This is a genomic window from Hyphomicrobiales bacterium (assembly GCA_039973685.1).
Taxonomy (GTDB): domain Bacteria; phylum Pseudomonadota; class Alphaproteobacteria; order Rhizobiales; family JACESI01; genus JACESI01.
This window is the reverse complement of sequence record JBDWKL010000012.1, coordinates 1-18,306: the sequence shown is the minus strand read 5'-3', so window position 1 is coordinate 18,306 and position 18,306 is coordinate 1. Positions and strand designations below refer to the sequence as shown.

Annotated in this window: 17 protein-coding genes; 5 read left to right on the top strand and 12 right to left on the bottom strand. The window is 46.8% G+C overall.

The features are described from left to right. The 4 genes from ABJO30_02585 to ABJO30_02570 are packed head-to-tail and all read right to left on the bottom strand — an operon-like array spanning nucleotide 1 to nucleotide 3,622. Nucleotides 1–1,044: an LptF/LptG family permease gene (locus tag ABJO30_02585; protein MEP3231698.1), complete on the bottom strand. Its 1,044-nt coding sequence runs from the start codon at nucleotides 1,042–1,044 to the stop codon at nucleotides 1–3. After that, nucleotides 1,041–2,252, bottom strand: a complete 1,212-nt coding sequence (locus ABJO30_02580) for an LptF/LptG family permease (protein MEP3231697.1) — start codon at nucleotides 2,250–2,252, stop codon at nucleotides 1,041–1,043. The genes ABJO30_02585 and ABJO30_02580 overlap by 4 nt, the downstream gene beginning before the upstream one ends. Before the next feature lie 34 nt (nucleotides 2,253–2,286). After that, entirely contained in the window at nucleotides 2,287–2,673 is a 387-nt protein-coding gene (locus ABJO30_02575) for an HIT family protein (GenBank protein MEP3231696.1), read from the bottom strand. Between the two features lie 58 nt (nucleotides 2,674–2,731). Continuing rightward, the gene (locus ABJO30_02570; GenBank protein ID MEP3231695.1) at nucleotides 2,732–3,622 is read right to left on the bottom strand and encodes a metallophosphoesterase; all 891 of its coding nucleotides are present in this window, start codon (nucleotides 3,620–3,622) and stop codon (nucleotides 2,732–2,734) included. A 131-nt stretch (nucleotides 3,623–3,753) separates the two neighbouring features. Between ABJO30_02570 and ABJO30_02565 the strand changes: the two genes are divergently transcribed. From ABJO30_02565 to ABJO30_02555, 3 genes are read left to right on the top strand one after another with little or no spacing between them, the layout of a single operon-like run. Further along, nucleotides 3,754–4,683 (top strand): diacylglycerol kinase family protein, encoded by a 930-nt coding sequence (locus ABJO30_02565; GenBank protein ID MEP3231694.1) that lies wholly within the window; start codon nucleotides 3,754–3,756, stop codon nucleotides 4,681–4,683. Between the two features lie 47 nt (nucleotides 4,684–4,730). Then, nucleotides 4,731–5,558 (top strand): aspartyl/asparaginyl beta-hydroxylase domain-containing protein, encoded by an 828-nt coding sequence (locus ABJO30_02560; GenBank protein ID MEP3231693.1) that lies wholly within the window; start codon nucleotides 4,731–4,733, stop codon nucleotides 5,556–5,558. Continuing rightward, on the top strand, nucleotides 5,555–6,460 hold the full coding sequence (locus ABJO30_02555; protein ID MEP3231692.1) for a hypothetical protein: 906 nt from the start codon (nucleotides 5,555–5,557) through the stop codon (nucleotides 6,458–6,460). Before ABJO30_02560 ends, ABJO30_02555 begins: the two co-directional genes overlap by 4 nt. On the opposite strand, the gene ABJO30_02550 is transcribed toward ABJO30_02555, so the two are convergent. The 4 genes from ABJO30_02550 to ABJO30_02535 all read right to left on the bottom strand — a co-directional run bounded on the left by ABJO30_02550 (nucleotide 6,438) and on the right by ABJO30_02535 (nucleotide 11,035). Continuing rightward, entirely contained in the window at nucleotides 6,438–7,616 is a 1,179-nt protein-coding gene (locus ABJO30_02550) for an aminotransferase class I/II-fold pyridoxal phosphate-dependent enzyme (protein MEP3231691.1), read from the bottom strand. The genes ABJO30_02555 and ABJO30_02550 overlap by 23 nt on opposite strands. Nucleotides 7,617–7,777: 161 nt before the next feature. Beyond that, nucleotides 7,778–8,011 (bottom strand): phosphopantetheine-binding protein, encoded by a 234-nt coding sequence (locus ABJO30_02545; GenBank protein MEP3231690.1) that lies wholly within the window; start codon nucleotides 8,009–8,011, stop codon nucleotides 7,778–7,780. Next, nucleotides 8,008–8,814: a phosphocholine cytidylyltransferase family protein gene (locus ABJO30_02540; GenBank protein MEP3231689.1), complete on the bottom strand. Its 807-nt coding sequence runs from the start codon at nucleotides 8,812–8,814 to the stop codon at nucleotides 8,008–8,010. The genes ABJO30_02545 and ABJO30_02540 overlap by 4 nt, the downstream gene beginning before the upstream one ends. Nucleotides 8,815–9,328: 514 nt before the next feature. After that, nucleotides 9,329–11,035, bottom strand: a complete 1,707-nt coding sequence (locus ABJO30_02535; GenBank protein MEP3231688.1) for a fatty acyl-AMP ligase — start codon at nucleotides 11,033–11,035, stop codon at nucleotides 9,329–9,331. 135 nt (nucleotides 11,036–11,170) lie between these two features. Between ABJO30_02535 and xylB the strand changes: the two genes are divergently transcribed. Further along, entirely contained in the window at nucleotides 11,171–12,625 is a 1,455-nt protein-coding gene (xylB, locus tag ABJO30_02530; GenBank protein MEP3231687.1) for a xylulokinase, read from the top strand. Between the two features lie 170 nt (nucleotides 12,626–12,795). On the opposite strand, the gene ABJO30_02525 is transcribed toward xylB, so the two are convergent. The 4 genes from ABJO30_02525 to ABJO30_02510 all read right to left on the bottom strand — a co-directional run bounded on the left by ABJO30_02525 (nucleotide 12,796) and on the right by ABJO30_02510 (nucleotide 15,875). Next, a complete protein-coding gene (locus tag ABJO30_02525; GenBank protein MEP3231686.1) occupies nucleotides 12,796–12,951 on the bottom strand; it encodes a DUF2256 domain-containing protein in 156 nt (51 codons plus the stop codon). Then, a complete protein-coding gene (locus ABJO30_02520) occupies nucleotides 12,929–14,518 on the bottom strand; it encodes a deoxyribodipyrimidine photo-lyase (GenBank protein ID MEP3231685.1) in 1,590 nt (529 codons plus the stop codon). The genes ABJO30_02525 and ABJO30_02520 overlap by 23 nt, the downstream gene beginning before the upstream one ends. A gap of 61 nt (nucleotides 14,519–14,579) precedes the next feature. Continuing rightward, nucleotides 14,580–15,572, bottom strand: coding sequence for an FAD-dependent oxidoreductase (locus ABJO30_02515; protein MEP3231684.1), 993 nt, complete (start codon nucleotides 15,570–15,572; stop codon nucleotides 14,580–14,582). Between the two features lie 87 nt (nucleotides 15,573–15,659). After that, nucleotides 15,660–15,875: a DUF2805 domain-containing protein gene (locus tag ABJO30_02510; protein MEP3231683.1), complete on the bottom strand. Its 216-nt coding sequence runs from the start codon at nucleotides 15,873–15,875 to the stop codon at nucleotides 15,660–15,662. Between the two features lie 126 nt (nucleotides 15,876–16,001). Here ABJO30_02510 and ABJO30_02505 point away from each other — a divergent pair, with 126 nt between their 5' ends. Next, on the top strand, nucleotides 16,002–17,528 hold the full coding sequence (locus ABJO30_02505; protein ID MEP3231682.1) for a cryptochrome/photolyase family protein: 1,527 nt from the start codon (nucleotides 16,002–16,004) through the stop codon (nucleotides 17,526–17,528). Nucleotides 17,529–18,306 lie beyond the last annotated feature (778 nt).

The window sequence follows — 18,306 nt, the reverse complement described above, 5'->3', positions numbered from 1 at the left end:
TCACTCATCAAGGACAACCAAACCCCATACTCCGACAATGATGAAGATAAGCGTTGGGGTAACAGCGGCAATAGAGGGGGGCATTATTCCGGTTTCGCCTAACGAGCCAAACATGCCATCAACGACGATGTAACAGAAACCAAGAATAAGGGAATAGGATGCAAGCCGTAATCCACTGTCATTACGTGTGCCGCCTAAACCTGCTAACGCGGCAAACATAAGGATGGCAAAGGGTAAAGCAATCGCAGAATAACTGCGCGCAATGCGGGTTGCATAATAGGCGGTTGAGCGGGTGGTCACGGCATTGCCCAACAAAGCCTCACGAGCATCAGCTGCGCTCACATCGACCGATTTACTGGCAATCTCTCGAACGCTGTCAGGTGAAAGAAGCGTTGACCATATTTGGGGTTCTTCCGCCTCTTTTGCATCTGGTTGAATTTTTTTCCCCTTAGAAAGGGTCCATTGATCATCGTCATAAGTTGCCTGCTCAGCGGTCAAGCGTGCACTGATATGTCCTTTTGAATTGGTTTCATAAACAGTCAGCTCATGAAGGAGCGTGCCGTCCTCGTTTCCAACACGTGCGCGAATGATGTTGCTGCCATCGCGTGCCCACATCCATGAGCCAACGGGCGCTTGATTTCTAATTTCGGGAAAAGAGAGAGCAAGTTTCTCCGCCGTCCAACTGTTCACACGATCACCAGCCTGACTATATAAAAGGCCAAGCAAGATACCGAGCGGAATGAGCCGAAGCAGAATAACGAATATGCCGCATCCAGCCGCGCGTAATATGATCACTTCCAGATTGTTTCCAAGGCTTAAAAAAGCAACCGTCGCTCCGATCAACGTTGCGACTGGAAACAGCGTTATTAAGATTTGAGGCGTTCTAAAGATGACGTATTCCAAAAGTCGGGGCGCACCGCCAAGCGGAATAATGTCGTTTGCAGCTTGGAACAGGTCAAGGCTAATGCCAAGAATGGCGAGAGCAAACCAAGCCATCAAGATACGGATGCCAATAAAGCGTGATAGATAAAAACTGAGTGTCACGGTAATTGTCGCGCTTTAGATGATTTGTAAGGTAACTTCCGCCCTATATAGAACATCCAGTCATTGATAGTGGCGATAAATTGACTGAAGGGCGAATTCGAGCCTTGGCTGGGTGTCGTGAAATATAGCCAAAAGCCACCCGCAATGAAAAAACTACATAATCCCCAAAGACTGAAAGCAGGGTCTATACGTCCAAGTGCTGCGAGCCCTGCAACGAATTTTATAATGTTATCGTAGGCGGCAAGTATCGCGATTGCGATAACGGCGCGCCGCCATGTCGGCACTCTTTTCCGGTTTATGCCCAAGGGTACAGCCATGAAGGCAACCGCGATTAAGGAAATTGCGCGGATTAAACGATTGTGAAATTCTGTTGCAAAACGCGGCTCAGCTTCGCCGCCTTCGGCTGAATGCATTCGATCCCATAATTCAAAGAAAGTAAGTTCGCGATGGCTATCGCCTCGTTCTCGAAACGGAATGTCTTCAAGGTTGAAGCGGCGTGATATGGGGAGCGTTTCAAATTTGATTGTTTGGCCGTCTGATAGAAATACTTGGCCATCTTCAAGCACTAAATAAAAGCCTTCGTCATTTTTCGTTTGAGCCAATGTTCCGCGGCGTGCCGTTGTTACGGTTTCGCCTTGTTCATCATTGCGCAAAAGAAACACATGATAAAAAAGCCGATTATTGGGGTCAGCTTCTCCCACTGAAAGGGTCATTCCTTTGCCAATATCAAAGAAGGAGGTCTGCTCGACCTTACCTTGCCATCCAGCCGTCTTGATTTGATAGCGGACTTCATGAAAAGCGTAACGACTGTAGGGCTGTATTGTCCCAAACAGGACAAGGCTAATGAAGACCATCACGATGGAGCAAGCAATGAAAGGAATGCCGATCCGCCTTAAGGACCAGCCGGAACCTTCCAAAACATCAATCTCATTCGACTTAGAAAGCGCGCCTAAGCTGGCTAGAATTGAAAAGCAAAGAGCCGCAGGCAGAGCAAGGCCGATATAGTGCGGCACAAGATTGAGCGCGAGTGACAGAACAAGACCAACGTCTGCTCCCAAACCGCTTACCAGATCAAAAAGGCGTAAAATGCGCTCGATCAGAAGTGCACCAAGGGCAACGAGAAGTGCGCCTCCCATACGAGGAAGCATTTGACGGAGCAAATAGACATCAAGCTGGCTGATCTTAAATTTTGCGATGTATCCCATCATGTTCCTTCATTCGCCTTGATCAACTTGCAACCGTTTAGGTTGAACTGTGACTTCGGAGAAAAGCTACCATATCTGTTTGTTGATCTGATGTCAGTTTTACCGCCTTGCCAAGGTCTGGCTGGCCGGGCCACCCATCATCATCCATTTGGATCCCTTGCCATGCTCGTGTTCCCGAATATCGAGGTAAAACGTGAAAATGCACATGAGGATCAACCATCATGAGCATCAGGTAATTGATTTTCTCATAATCAACTGCGGCTTTGAGCATTGTTTCAATGGTCTTTGTGGCTATTTGAAGTTCACGAAACCCATCTTCGTCAATGTCGCTAAATGCGGTGACGGGTTGCTTGCATGCAAGGACTAAGGCACCAAGAACCGGTTGCGCCGGTCGCACCATGATGCACCAATGATCAAGTTCGATGACTTTGGTATGCGGCCAGCCAAATTTTTCAAATGTCTCGTTCAGTTTCGTGTTCCCGTTATTTCTTTATAGGTTGCGAAAACCTGAGTGGCGTCAACGATTGAGGGTTATCTTCTTCATCAAGTGTACGCTCGGTTACAGAGATAATCCAATCGCTTTTTTCTTTGTGCACTTCAATCATTCTCCATGCGCCCGAATAACGGCCATCATGACGCGATAGGCTGAAAGATGGAATACCGAGAACGGGTATTGCATTGAGCGGGGTATTAATCCACGACAATTCTGCGTGATGCGTGTGACCATGGAGAACTAAGGCTGCCCCTTGCTGGCTAAGTTCCTGACAGACGGCCTTATGATCAGATAGTCCCTTACGCCTTGATGTGATGTCCGTTGGTGGGTGGTGCATCAAGACGACAGGACAAAGGTTTTGTGAATGGGCCTCTGTGATAAGATCGCCCATCGCCTTTATGTGCTGCGCGCCGACCTTGCCGCTTGCCATAAAGGGCGGGGTTGCAACCGCTGTTGAAACGGCGATGAGGCCGATGACCCCTTCTTTGCGCAAAACTGGCATTTGCTCTTCACGAAGGGACGCATAATCGCCCCATAAAGAGATACGTTTTTTCCAGCCTCTTGTGAGCGCTTCGTGATTACCTGGAACGGTTACAACTTTGTCAGTAGTACCCAGTTTTTGCAGCCAAGGTTGGGAGGCCTGAAATTCTTGGCTCGTGCCAAAGTTCACAACGTCTCCACCCACCGCAATAAGATCAGGCGCGCTGTCGATCAGATCCTGCTGCAAGATATCTGCAATTGATGAAAGATGTTTTTTACGTTTGCCCGCAAGCCAACTCAATGCGCTTAGCCCACATTTTGATAGCCACTGAGAACCTTGCGGCAAGCTTGATGGCAAATGGATATCTGATAGGTGGGCAAGTCTGGTGCGATGAGACATATTGATTATTAAGCTTGGTTGGCTTGTCGCATCAAAGAAGGTAGAAGCGATGAGATAACAAAAGTGATATAACAAGAAATGACAACAATGCATAACAGCAAAATATCGCATTCGTGGTTGGTGAAAAGCTGATGCAGTTTGTTGTCCTTCGTAATCCGTCAAGTTCCAAAAATCGTGCTGGGAAAACCAAGCCTTACCCATCCAATATAAAACCTATCGATTTAACGGGTATTGCTGCTTTGCCGGCTCTTTTAACAGGCTTACACAGGGATGGTGTTAAGTGCATTATCGTTGATGGTGGTGATGGAACTGTGCGAGAAATTCTTAGCTATCTTCCAGATATTTATGGCTCTGATTTGCCGTTTATCGGAATTCTGCCCAACGGCAACACCAATTTGATTGCACGAAACACAGGCGCGCTTCATAGCCCTGCATCACTGTTGAAAATCGAAGATTTACCCGCACATGAAGATGCGTCATTCATGCAAAAGGTGCCAATGCTTCGACTTGATTTTGAAGGATCAGAACGCGCTTCTTTGCGTGGGTTCATGATGGGGTGGGGTGCTTTTGCGCGCGCTACTCAATTTGCCATCGAGGAAAATACGTCGACTGGACCTTTGCAAGTGTTGGACGTATTTTTCAAAACGTTGAAGTCGGCTTTTTTACAAGGACGTAAGGGAGTAATGCGTCAGGGAATTCCGCTTGACCTCACCCTTGACGGAGAACCCATGGAACAAGGCAATCGCTTCATTGGGCTTGTTACGACCTTAAAGGGACCGTTGGTTGCTGGCCTTAATCCTTTCTGGGGGAAGGGGGAAGGGTCGATCCGGTGGACAGATGTCTTAGCGCCCGCCCCTTATCTTGTCCCCGCCTCCCTTATTGCAGCCACGGGCAGGTGCATGAATTGGATGTTGAAGAGGGGGTATCATTCGGGAAGCGCAGAAAAACTTGATCTCATCATCGATACACCTTTAGTACTTGATGGAGAGCTTATATCCATTGATCAAAAGCAGAAAATAACAATCAGTGCGCAGGAAAACGTCTATTTCATCTCCATTTGATGATGAACATATCGACAAGTGTTGTGCAGGCTATTACATAGTGACCTATGACAAAATTGAACACATCAGAAAAAGCTGTAGCCGCTAAGCCGGCATCGCTCAATAACCCAATTCGTCGCCGAGTAAAACGCGCTGGCAAGAAGATCACGCGTTGGATGGCAGGACACCAATCCAGAGTAAGTTTGGTGCCAGATGAACCGTTTCTCGATCCAGCTCACTTTCCTTTTATGGATGAAATAGTAGAGCGTTGGCAGGACATTGCTGAAGAGACTCAAGAAGTGCTGAAGCATCGTGAGGCGATCCCGGGGTTTCAAGAAATCTCACCCGATCAGTACCGCATTGCTACCGCGAAAAATTGGCGGACGTTTATCCTTTTTGGGTTTGGCAAAAAGTTTGAGAAAAACTGCAAAAAAATGCCTAAGACCGCAGAAATGCTGGCCCGCATTCCAAACATACAAATTGCTTGGTTATCCATCCTTGCACCTGGTTATCATATTCCCGCTCATACGGGCGTGACGAAGGGACTTATTCGTTCTCATCTTGGATTGATAATCCCAAAAGACGCAGAAAAATGCCGCATACGGGTTGATCAAGAAATTCGATGTTGGAGACCGGGCGAATTGATTGTTCTTGATGATACCTATGAACATGAAGTTTGGAACGATACGGATGAAGAACGGGTGATCCTTCTTCTGGACTTTGACCGCCCTATGCGCTGGTCCGGTCGATTGTTGAACTGGGTTTTTCTCCGCTTAATTCGGTTTTCGGCTTTTTATAAAGATCCATTACGCAATACGCTCAAATATGAAGATCGGTTCGAATCTGCAACGCGCCGCTCGGATGAAATTATTGAACAAATGAGTGATTCTTCTTGATAGAAAACCACCAACAAAATGAAGCAGCCATCGTTGCATTGCTTGATCAGCCTACTGATAAAACAATTGATGCAATGGTCGAGAAATTGTCGAAACGACGTGGTGTCGCTGCTGTTTTGTTTTACGGTAATCGATTGAGAGAAGTTGAAGCTGATGGGCTTCTTGATTTCTATGTGCTCACAGAGAGCAATAGCTCTTATCATGGCGCAGGATTGTCCGCATTCTTCAACAAGATCCTACCACCGAATGTTTATTTCGAAGAGGTTGAGAATGAGACGGGCGCGGTAAGCGCCAAGGTTGCTGTGATGACGCTTTCTGCGTTTCGTCGAAAAATGTCGCCTAAAAGTTGGGACACAACCTTATGGGCGCGGTTTTCTCAACCAGCACGTCTTGTCTATTGCCGCGATGAAGAAGGTCGTGAGACCGTGATTGATGCAATTTCTTCTGCGTATCAAACGGCTATGTGGTGGGCTTTTCGGTTGTCATCAAACACGCATTGCGCAACAGCATTGTGGACCGATCTTTTCAGCAGAACATATGGCGCAGAACTGCGCGTTGAAAGTGGTAGTCGAGCTGAGATGATCGTTGCAAAAGCGCCAGCGCTTTACCAATCGCTTTTTACAGCTTTTGTTGACGACACGTCGAAGCACCCAATCCCAACAAGCGACTATGCTAAGGCGCACAAACAGTGGGCGCGTCGCCGCAAGATTGGGAAAATTCAAAACCTTTTGCGGCTCATTAAAGCCGCAGTCACATTTCGTGGCGGAATTGCTTACGCTCTATCCAAAGTAGAGCGACATTCAGGTCGTGAGGTTGTGCTTAAGCCTTGGGAGCAGCGTTTCCCTTGGATCGCGGCTCCGCTGGTTTTTTGTCGGCTTCTTATTGAGCGTCGTCTCCGTTAACAACTCTTAATTCTCGAGAGTTTGGATGCGGCACCACTTTCGTTTTCTTCTCTATTATACCAAGCTCGACGCCAACACTTTCCATGACATTAAGAGCATGAACAATTTGCTCTTCGGTATGCGCTGAAGAAATCGAAACTCGTAAAAGTGAGAGATTGCCAGGTGTGACTGGTGGGACGGCAATATTGGTATAAATTCCTTCGTCAATCAGACGATTCCAGAATATCACTGCAGTGGCTGGATCAGGCAAGATAACCGCAACAATTGGGCTTACTTCTGGACCGACACGGAAACCAAGAGCTGCAGCACCGTGATAGAGATGATTGCTGTTTTTCCATAATCTTTGTTTCAGGTGCGGGCGCGAAGCCATGATTTCAAAGGCGATGTGAGCCGTTGCAATGGCGCTCGGCGTCATCGACGCTGTGAACATGTAAGGCCTTGATAAAAAGCGTAGGGTGTTAAAGTTCTCAAGGTTAGAGACACAGAAGCCACCCGTCGTGCCAGCACTTTTAGAAAAAGTACCAACAATAAAATCAACGTCCTGATCGACACTATCCGCTTGCGCTTTACCACGGCCTGTCGCGCCATAAACGCCTAGGGAGTGAGCTTCATCAACAAGCAAGTAAACATTATCATCCGCAGCTTCTTTTTTGACGGCAACAAACTCATCAATAGGCGCGGTGTCACCGAGCATGGAGTACAGGCCCTCGATGATAACAATTTTATCGCCAGCTGTGCCTTCAAGACGGTTAAGGCGTTTGGCGAGGCTTTCGGGGGAGTTGTGACGGAAACGAACAACTTCCGCGCTACTCATTTGACAACCATCATAGATTGAAGCGTGGCTATCAGTATCGATGACCAGATAATCATCTTTGTCGCCCAGAACCGATATCATTCCCAAGTTAGCTGTGTAGCCAGTGGAAAACAGCATGGAATAACGCTTGTCATAAAACGAAGCGATTTCTCGTTCTAGAGCCGAATGGCTGGTGTAGCTTCCGTTTGCAATGCGTGACCCAGTCGTGCCAGTTCCCTGCGCGCGTACGGCTTCAGCAGCGGCATTCAAGCACCCTTCATCGAAAGTGAGGCCAAGATAATTATTGGTGCCGAATAGAGTGACAGGACGTCCCTCAAGAGTGACTTCCGTCGGTGACTTCATGTTGTCAAATTGAAGCGCACTTGGATCTCTCCCCAGCGACTTCAATTGTAAAAAAACACTCTCGGCAGTGGCTAATCGGTCTTTAATTCCCATATTTCTCTACTTCGGCCTAGTTTCAATGCTATCGTTTTTGCAACTCAATGCGAATGCGTTCTCGTTCGTTAAAGTTTCTCAATTTCCTCAATAAGATCACCGACAGTCTCCGCTTCGGCTAAATTATTAAGGGGAATTGTAATGTCAAATTCTTCTTCAAGCTCAAGCAGCAAATTCATTACTTTTACAGAGTCCATGGTGGTGTCTGCCAGTAACTTTGTATCCAGAGTTGCTCTGGACCCAGCTTCCATATGAGCATTCAAAAGCTCTAGGACGCGTTTTGATGTTGCGCTTTCACTCATTTTTTCTGACTACCAGTTGTGGTAGTTGAAATTTTAATCTCCGGATCGTTGTTGTTGCGGTCCCAATCGAATTCGGTCAAACGATCAGCAGCCGCCGTTAGATCATGAGGGTAGTCAACCTCTTGCCAGGGCAGATTATCAATCGACATGACCCCGATGTCAATTTTCGATGCTAAGCGATCAATAACACTAAGATACCATAGGCGCAATGATGCAGGGTCTCGAAGCAGGCCGTCCATCTCATCAACGAAAGCCGTGCCGCCCTCTTTTTGAAAGCGCAGCATGCCAATGGATTCACCATCGATTTTACCGGTAAGCGTTTTGCCGATCCGGTTTAGCCGTTGACCATCCAAAACAACCTTCATGTCATCGCTGTCATATTGCTCTTTGTGGTCAACCGTCACAGTAATAGAACGATCGCGCTCACCTAAAAGTTTTGCCAATATACGACGGTCAAACAATGTGTCGCCATTTATCAAAATACAATCTGATTTCAATAAATGCTGTGCAGACCAGCAAGAGCTAATATTGTCGGCTACAGTGTAAAAAGGGTTGTAAATACAATTCACTGGCAGCGAGATTGGCTTAACATTGACAATCGCTTCGACAGATTTTGCTTCGAAACCGACAACAATCGTAACCCCGTCGATATTCCCTGTTTCCAGATGGCAAGCTTCTATCGCTTGAAGTTGCCATTCAAGCAGCGTTTTTCCTGCAACGGAAACCAGGCATTTAGGTTTTTTGTCTGTAAGAGGCGACAAGCGTTTACCTTGGCCGGCGCTTAATAATACTACATGAGGCAAAGCGCTATCTTTCCACCAAAGTTACTTGAACATAACCACGCTAACGTGGCGCGACTTTCTAGTCTAGGACTGACAAAAAATCAAGCATTAGGATACCCTATTGCCGTAATCGTGAATGTTCCCTTACGGTCACAAAGTTAATAATTTAACTTGGATCATATTCGAAAAACATTTTCGGGCATGAGAAGACTAGGCAAACATGCGAAAATTTCATGGATTTTGATCTCAGCCTTTGGCTGGTTTGTTATTGAATTATATGGATAAAATGGTTTTGGAGAGCCAGTAAAGTGAGATGGTAGTGCCTTTTTCGAGGGTAACGAATTCTCACTCCAGAATGCTTCTTTTGTGTGAGAAGCAAGCGGTTAGGCGCGGCTGAAAAGCGTCGATTTTATATCATAAAATGGTGAAAAACATCAGCTCTGCGGCAAGTGCTACAAAAAAAATCAAGATTTTTGCCGCCTGTATGACAGGCCGTTTCGCTTAAACCTCGCTCCAAATAGCGCTGGTTACGTTATCAATCGAAAGCTTTGTCGAAGAACATTGCTCGAGCCTTATTCCGGCTTAGTTTTCCAGATGATGTGCGAGGCAAAAGACCAGAGGCTGAAAGAGCCACAATTGGTGTGACGGAAAAAGATGATTTGATAAAGGCTTCTACTTCTCGCCTAAAACTGTCGCGCTCTGCCTCATCTTTGGAGCGGAATTCCACGACAACGCAAATGATCTCTTCTTCATTACTTGCGTCTGGAAGGCCGTTAAAGGCGACCACACGGCCCTCTTTTGCGCCGTTTACAGATCGCTCTATGGACCATTCAATATCTTGAGGCCAGATATTGCGACCATTGATAATAATGAGGTCTTTGGCGCGGCCAGTTAGTGTTAAATTGCCGCTATCAAGATAACCAAGGTCACCGGTATTGAGCCAGCCGTCTTGATCAAGTGTGCGTGTCGTTTCTTCTTCGTTGCCGTAATAGCCCTGCATAACGCTTGGGCCTTTTAAGAAAACTGTGCCGACGGCACGCTCCTCGGCGATCGCTCCGCTCGAGGTTCTCACTTCGAGCTGATGATTTGGAAGTATCGTGCCGCACGAGACGAATTCGCGAGAATTAGGGGTGCTCTCATCTGTTTTCGATGCCAACCCTTCTTCAAGAGCTGTGAGGTCCAATCGTTCAGCATGAATCCCTTGATCAAGTTTTTCAAAGGTTGCGCCCAGTGCCATTTCCGCCATGCCATAGCTTGGAAGAAAATTGGTCTTACGAAAGCCATGTGGTTCATAACTGTCGATGAAAGCCTTTATGCTATCAGACTTAATCATATCGCCACCAAGCCCAGCAATCCGCCAATTTGATAGATCAAGATCATCAATCTTGGGCTTGCGCTTGGCTGCCAGATCATAACCAAAGGTCGGCGCATAAGTGAGCGTGGCTTTGTTCCGGCTCATGAGGGTAACCCAAAGGGCAGGCCGCCGAATGAAGTCGCGTGTTGGAAGATAATCGATCGACATATGACTGGCGATCGGCAGCAGCATGCAACCGACCAATCCCATATCATGGTAGAAGGGAAGCCAATTCACGCCCCGATCCATAGAGCCAAGCTTAAGAGCATCGCTGACCATGCCATCGATATTGGCCATCATGGCCTGATGAGAAACAGCTATCCCTTTTGGCGTGCTTGTTGTTCCAGATGAGAATTGGATATAGGCAAGATCGTTATCTTTCGGGCTTTCAGAAGGCAGGTCTGCCATCTCGTCCCCTAATTCTCCAACGGACTGGAAGAATTTAAAATCATAGCCCTGGAGGTGATCTGCAAGGAGTTTTTGGTATTGTGGCGCAACAACAATGGCAGAGGCGTCTGCAACATCAAGGACGCGCTTTAAGGTCTCGGCATAAGCACCTGACGCACTAAACGCGATTGGAAGGGGCAGGGGGCAAGGAACCAAATGGGCATAAAGGCACCCCATAAAAGCACGTGCAAAATCTGCTTCGGTCTCGGCAACAAGCCCAACCCGGTCTCCGGGTTTTAGCCCCTTAGCTAGGAGTTTCCGTCCGACCTCGGATGCTTCTTTTGCAAGATCGCGATAAAGGATGGTTTCAACGAGTTCGCCGCGTCCAGCATAAAAATTCATCCCTGTTTCTGCCTGCTCAGAGAAATCAAGGGCATCGGTTAGGGTTCTGAAATTTTTAGGATAAACGGCTTGATGCTCTGTTTTTGTAGGTTCTGTCACGTGAATAACTTCTAAAAGAGGCTCTAACCTTAGTCGTTGTGGTTAAAGATTTGCACACTGCTTGTCCATCCCTTTATTTCATATATCCTTGAACAACACGACTTGAAATACGACTTAAATTGATGGTGAAATTGAATGAGCTACCTTGGTATCGATCTTGGAACATCTGGTCTGCGTGCATTGCTTCAGGACGAAGAGGGCCAAACGATCGCCTCTGCCGAAATGCATTACGATGTTAGCCATCCGCATGATGGCTGGTCAGAGCAGGATCCACAAAATTGGATAGATGCTCTCGAGGCGACCATCGCGGAGTTGAGAGAAAATCACTCAGAGTTTCAAGCCGTAAAAGGCATTGGGGTTGCGGGCCACATGCATGGCGCAACGCTTATTGATAAAAACAACGAGCCATTGCGCCCCTGTATCTTATGGAATGACACACGATCTATGAAAGAGGCCGCGCGGTTAGATGGCATTGTTTCTATGCGTGAATTGAGTGGCAATATCGTTTTCCCAGGTTTCACAGCGCCAAAGCTTGAGTGGGTGAAAACGAATGAACCTGAGGTCTACGCTAAAATATACAAAGTTCTGCTGCCTGCCGCATTTTTGAACTTGTATCTAACAGGTGATTGCGTTGCAGATATGTCTGATAGCGCTGGAACGTCATGGCTGGATATTCGTAACCGCGAATGGTCGAAGGAGCTTCTTTCATTAAGTGGGATGCAACATGAGCAAATGCCCCGTCTTGTTGAAGGCAGTGAAACTGCGGGCATTCTTCGATCAGACCTTAAATCCAAATGGGGCCTGATTGAGGATGTCATTGTTGCTGGTGGTGCTGGCGATAATGCTGCTGCTGCATGTGGTATCGGTGCTTTGAAGGAGAACGAGGGTTTTGTCTCTCTCGGCACGTCTGGGGTTCTTCTGGTTGCAAGAGATGCGTGTTCACCGGCGCCAGAAACCGCCGTTCACACCTTTTGCCATGCTGTCCCAGAGCGTTGGTATCAAATGGGTGTCATGCTATCGGCCACCGATTGCTTGAACTGGTTTTCAAAAAGCGTCGGGCGCAAACCTTCTGAACTTACAGCCGATCTTGGCGCTAGCCTAAAGCCGCCAAGCTCGGTGCAGTTTTGGCCATACCTATCGGGTGAGCGAACGCCGCATAACGATTCTGAAATTAGAGCTTCCTTTGTGGGTCTAAACTTGACGACATCGCATCAAGAAATGACATGTGCAGTGCTCGAAGGTGTTGCATTTGGTTTGCGTGATAGCCTAGAGGCTCTGCGTGCAACAGGGGCCCATCCAGAGTCTCTGTTTGCCATTGGTGGTGGCAGTGCATCCAACTATTGGCTCAAATTGATTGCAACAGTTCTCAATATACCATTGAAACTGCCAGCTGGTGGCGAATTTGGCGCAGCCCTTGGCGCAGCGCGTTTGGGGCAATTAGCTGCAACCAATGCTGATCCAGCAACAGTGCTAATTAAGCCTGAAGTTGAAACAGTTATTGAACCAGATAATGCGCTGGTAGCAGCCTATGATGCAGCCTACCAACACTACAAAGCCGCCTATCCTCTGCTTAAGAAACTGCAGAGATAAGAGTGCTGCAAACAAAAGTTTCACTGCGAACGGTCAATCTAACAACAAAGAGCAAGGGTAACATCAACAAACAGATGGAATAAAACTGCGCAGCCTTTCAAGGCCAGCCTCACGGGAGGGTTGCCATTCCATCGTTTCATTCTCGGTTTCTCCAAAGAGGGTAAGTTGGCTCATTTATCAGCCCTCTTTTTCTTATTTCGACGACAACGCGCAGAACAATAGTTTACCTCGTCCCAAACCTTCGCCCATTTCTTTCGCCAAGTGAACGGGCGTTCACAGGTCAAACATAGCTTAGATGGAAGGTCAGATTTTTTTGGCGTTTTCATTGTTGTTCTCAGTATCAAAAAGTAGGTCTAATTGCTCAGGTGAATTTTCTTTCTTTTTTCTCTTCCCTCGCATGGCAACCCCACTTTTACGGCTTCCATGTTTGTTTTGAATAGCTTTTGCTGTTGTATTGAAATTTGCACCCTTTCGCACGGCCCATATCTTTTGGCGCGCACTCTTTGCTGCTTCTAGGTAATCAATAATTGGAAAAGGATAATCTTTGCCAAGCACTTTGCTTGCATTGCTGGCGGACCAAGGCTCCTGCAAATAGCAGCTATCAATATCTCGAAGTTCGGGCACCCAGCGCCGAACAAAAGCGCCATCGGGGTCTTGGTCGTATCCCTGTTTTACTGGATTATAAATCCTTATTGCATTGATCCCTGTGGTGCCCGATTGCATCTGAATCTGTGGCCAGTGAATGCCGGGTTCATAATCAGTGAACTGACGGGCAAGGTGTTCACCAGGTTTGCGCCAATCAAGCCACAGATGATAGCTTGCAATAGCCGTTACCATGGCCCGCATTCTAAAATTAAGCCAACCGGTTTCGTTGAGCGAGCGCATACAAGCATCAACAAATGGCAAGCCTGTCTCACCCTTCTGCCAAGCGTTAAGACGTGCAACGTCAGTTTCTAAAGGGCGCATCCCGTTATATGTGGGATGTAGGTTTTCAAACTCTAGTCTTGGTTCATCTTCGAGCTTCTGTATGAAGTGGCAATGCCAATGCAACCTACCTGAAAAAGACGTGAGGGCATTTCTCCAGTTCTTTGTCGTTAGGCCTTGCGCCGCTTTCAACTCTCGTTGGCGGCCCCACGTAATTTGAGCGACTTCACGCATGGAAACAGTGCCCCATGCCAGATGAGGGGAGAGCCTGGAGCAAGCGGTTTCACCACCAAGCGGATTTGACATTTGCGTGCGGTAATATTCACCACGCTCATTCAAAAATGTATGGAGCCGTTCAAGGGCATTCTCACGACCACCTGACTGGCGCTGCAAGCACGCATCATCCCGCAAACCAAGGTCGCGGCTTGTCGGGATTTCTCCTAGTTCGAGATCCGATAGAGGGGTGAGAGTGGGAACAGGCATGACTGGCTCAGCCATGTAATGATCCCAAGCCTTTGCCCAACCATTGCGTGACTTTAACCGACGCTGTGTCCCATGTTGTTGAATTTCATTCCAAGGTAGGCTCCGTAAGCGGCACCAAGCGGCAACCTTTTTGTCTCTTTCAAAAGTCCATTGATTACCAGTTTCTTCATGAGACCAAATAGCTTCAATGTCGAATTGCTGGCTAATAGCCTCAAAAACCTGCGTTACCTCTCCACGCCTGACAATGAGCGGTTGTCCGGCCTTATGTAGTTGATCTCGAAGATCATGAAGACATTCTGCCACAAAAGCCCAATGGCGGGCTGACATATCAGCCTGCTGCCATAGTTCATCCTCTATGATGTAAAGGGGAAGTGTTAATCCTGACTGTGATGCCGCAACCAAAGCGCGATTATCGTCAACCCTTAAGTCGCGTTTGAGCCAAGCGATATTTATAGCGACCTTGTAGGGGGTGGGATGCTGTCTCATCTGGTCAATTTAAAGCTCGGCAATCTGTTTGTTTTTCTTGGAAAATGGTTGTGAATTGAAATTATGATCGTTCACCCGCATGAGACAAAATATCGTTGGCCAAATTCTGACCACTGATAAAGGCAGCTTCAACGCGCCCTTGAATGCACCAGTCCCCACAAACGCCAATGCGTTCCGTTTTATCTATAAAGTGGCTTCCATCTTTTTGTTTCTTTGCATTCGCATAACGCCATTGGTGCAACGCTATGTGATCAGGCGATTTAATATCATGGCCGATAATAGAGGCGGTCTTTTCATAGAGAAAATGCATCACCTCTTCACGGTTGTCTTCGCTATGCGCATCTGCCCAATCATTAGTGGAGTGAACCAGCAGGCTCGTTCCGCCGGGTTTTCCTGGTTTGGAGCTATTTACCGATATCCAGCTAATAACATCATCGCGAACCAATGCTGCGTCGTATTTGAAATCGAAGGCTTTTTTAAAGCCTAGCATCAATGAATAACATCCCTGCAATTTGATCTTATTGATGTCGCTATAAAAAGAAGCTGATGACGGGAGTAGGGCGGTTGCTTGTTGTGCAGGGATTGCAGAAATTACCCAATCATAGCGGCCCAAACAAATATCGTCTTGATCGCTAATTTCCCATTGGTCGTCGATTTTGCACATTGAACTTACATGTGTGGAAAGCCGAACATCCAAGCCATTGCTAAGATGTTTTCCAACAGCATTCATTCCCGGAACGCCGACGTAATGGAAGGGTGGCTCATTCCATTCTTGCTGTTTGGAAATTTCATCACCAGCGATCTGCACAAAACGAGCGTTCCAAGGCGCAACAACACCCGCCTCTATCAAAGGGGCAATATATGATTTGAAAGCAGCCGTTTTTGCCGTAAAGAATTGCGCCCCATGATCAAAAATGAAGGGCTCGGCTCGTCGTGTTGATAGACGGCCACTCGTACCACGCGATTTTTCAAAGACGGTAACATTTGCATGTTGTTTCAATTGGTTTGCAACTGTTAGCCCTGATAGGCCTGCACCAATAATTGCAATTTTCATTATTAAATAACCACTTTATCTCGTGCTAAACATTGTCTGAAGTTCGCATGGAACTAACCACTAAGCGGGCAATATTTTATCGACCGTTTATTTGTAAAATTGACGGCGGTCACTAAAGTCGCGCACACGTTTGCGCCATGTTTGATAGCTGCCCCGCTTTAGGGTGCGCCGCATAAGTTCTTTAACGTCTTTTTCAGCGATGCCATATTGTGACTGAATGTCAGCAAAGCTGACATGATCGGAAAGGGCCATTTGAACAATTTCGCTTATGTGTTCAGGCGCGTATTTGGGTTGTTTACTCATATTCATAAACTAATATATCAGTTCACGAAAACAAGTGACTAATTCCTTCAATTGGGTGCATTATCTCACCTTAAAACCTATGCATGATTCCCTTGCTTTCATCCTGTTATGCTTCAACGTGGGTATATGACAAAAACACTTATTCTCATTCTTGGTGACCAGCTATCAAAACAAATTTCTTCGCTGCAATTGGCAGACAGAAAACGTGACCGCGTTTTGATGGTGGAAGTTGCCGAAGAGGCAAGCTACGTCCAGCATCACAAGAAGAAGATAGCCTTTATTTTTTCAGCCATGCGGCACTTCGCTGAAGCGTTGCGACTGGATGGTTGGGTTGTTGATTATGTTCCCTTGGATAGTGCTGACAATACTGGCTCGTTTAAGGGTGAGTTGAAGCGAGCTATTACGCGTCACACCCCCAGCCAGATTATTGTCACAGAACCTGGAGAATGGCGCGTCTTGGAAGATATGCGCGCGTGGCAGGAAGAGCTTGGTGTTACCGTTGATATTCTCGCTGATGACCGCTTCATCGCGACACATGAAGAATTTGCCAGCTGGGCATCTGGTCGCAAGCAATTGCGGATGGAGTATTTCTACCGTGACATGAGGCGCAAGACAGGCCTTTTGATGGAAGGAGATCAGCCTGAGGGTGGCAAATGGAACTTTGATTCAGAAAACCGCAAGCCTGCGAAAGCCGATCTCTTCATGCCAAGGCCAAAACGGGTAGAGCCAGACGATATTACTCGAGAGGTTCTAGCGCTTGTCGAAAACCAATTCCCTCATCACTTTGGTGACCTTGAACCCTTTTGGTTTGCGGTAACATCAAGCCAAGCCGAAGAGGCGCTTGATTACTTTATCGTTGAATGCCTGCCCTCCTTTGGGGATTACCAAGACGCGATGTTAACGGGCGAACCGTTCCTCTATCATTCACTCTTATCGTTTTACATCAACGCAGGATTGCTTGATCCACTGCAGGTCTGCAAGCGGGTAGAAATTGCTTATTATGCGGGGGATGCCCCCTTGAATGCTGTTGAAGGATTTATTCGGCAAATCATTGGTTGGCGTGAATATGTTCGCGGTATTTATTGGTTGAAGATGCCCGACTATGTGGCTCTAAACTTCTTCGACAACAAACGGTCGTTGCCTGATTTTTATTGGACGGGTAAAACGGATATGGCGTGCATGGCAGCTGCAATCGCTCAGACCAAAGAAGAAGCCTATGCCCATCATATCCAGCGGCTCATGATAACTGGCAACTTTGCTTTGATGGCAGGCATTGATCCCCATGAAGTGCATGAATGGTACCTTGCTGTTTATGCAGACGCCTATGAATGGGTCGAACTACCCAACACACTTGGTATGAGCCAGTTTGCAGATGGGGGGTTGTTGGGATCAAAGCCATATGCAGCAAGTGGTAACTACATCAACAAAATGTCGGATTATTGCAAATCATGCCGCTATGATGTGAAGCAGAAAGTCGGCGAAGGCGCGTGCCCGTTTAACGCGCTCTATTGGGATTTTCTCGTACGCAATGAAGAGAAGCTCAAAGGCAATCATCGCCTCGGGCAAATCTATCGCACTTGGTACAAGATGGATGAAGAAAAGCGAAACGCCTACCGTTCAAGCGCAGCCAAGTTTCTTGAAACACTCAATTGAGCTTTTGTTCAAAGCGCACACCAGTCTTCTTGGAATGATGAAGAACGGATCTTCACTGCGGATTTAACCCTACAGTTACCGACCGCTCAATCTTGAGTGCTATTGCACTCATCGCCTTGCACCGGATACCTTTTTTGAGCGGATGATTTCACAGCCTTCATCTTCAAACTTGGTTATTTGGCCGTCATAGACTTGGTCAACAGTGCTGACCCGCGCATAGCCTATTTTAGTCATATGTCACCTCAGGGTTTAAACCCAAGGTTACGGTGTCTCAAATAGACGAAGTCAACCCAGATGTTACAGCAATCCGACAATCGATGTTACGTCACATTGACGTATGCTTTGATGTTGCCACAGCAGCGATACGGATTGCCACCGAAGGTCAGGTAACAGCCATCAATTGCGCTTTGTAGGGAGGTTTTCTTTTTGGATTAAAGCGACCATGTTGAGATTTGTGACAATGTCTCTTGAGGGATAAGACAGGAATTTCCCTGCGAATAACGGTTTATCTACATTTAATCACAAAAATTTATTAGCTTTTTTTTAGTTCATTAAAACGGGAATACATTCGATATAATAGTGTATTTTTATCTTCTAAAACACGTTAGTTACACCAAAATCACGACATAACATTTCATCATTTTCAAGTCGCTCATATTAAATCAAAATAGGCCTAAAAGGTTGAATTCCGTAGGGTATTTTATCATTAATTTTTCGGTAATTTGTTTGTGTGCAAAACGATAAACAGACAATCTGTTAATGGTGGAAATTATCTTGC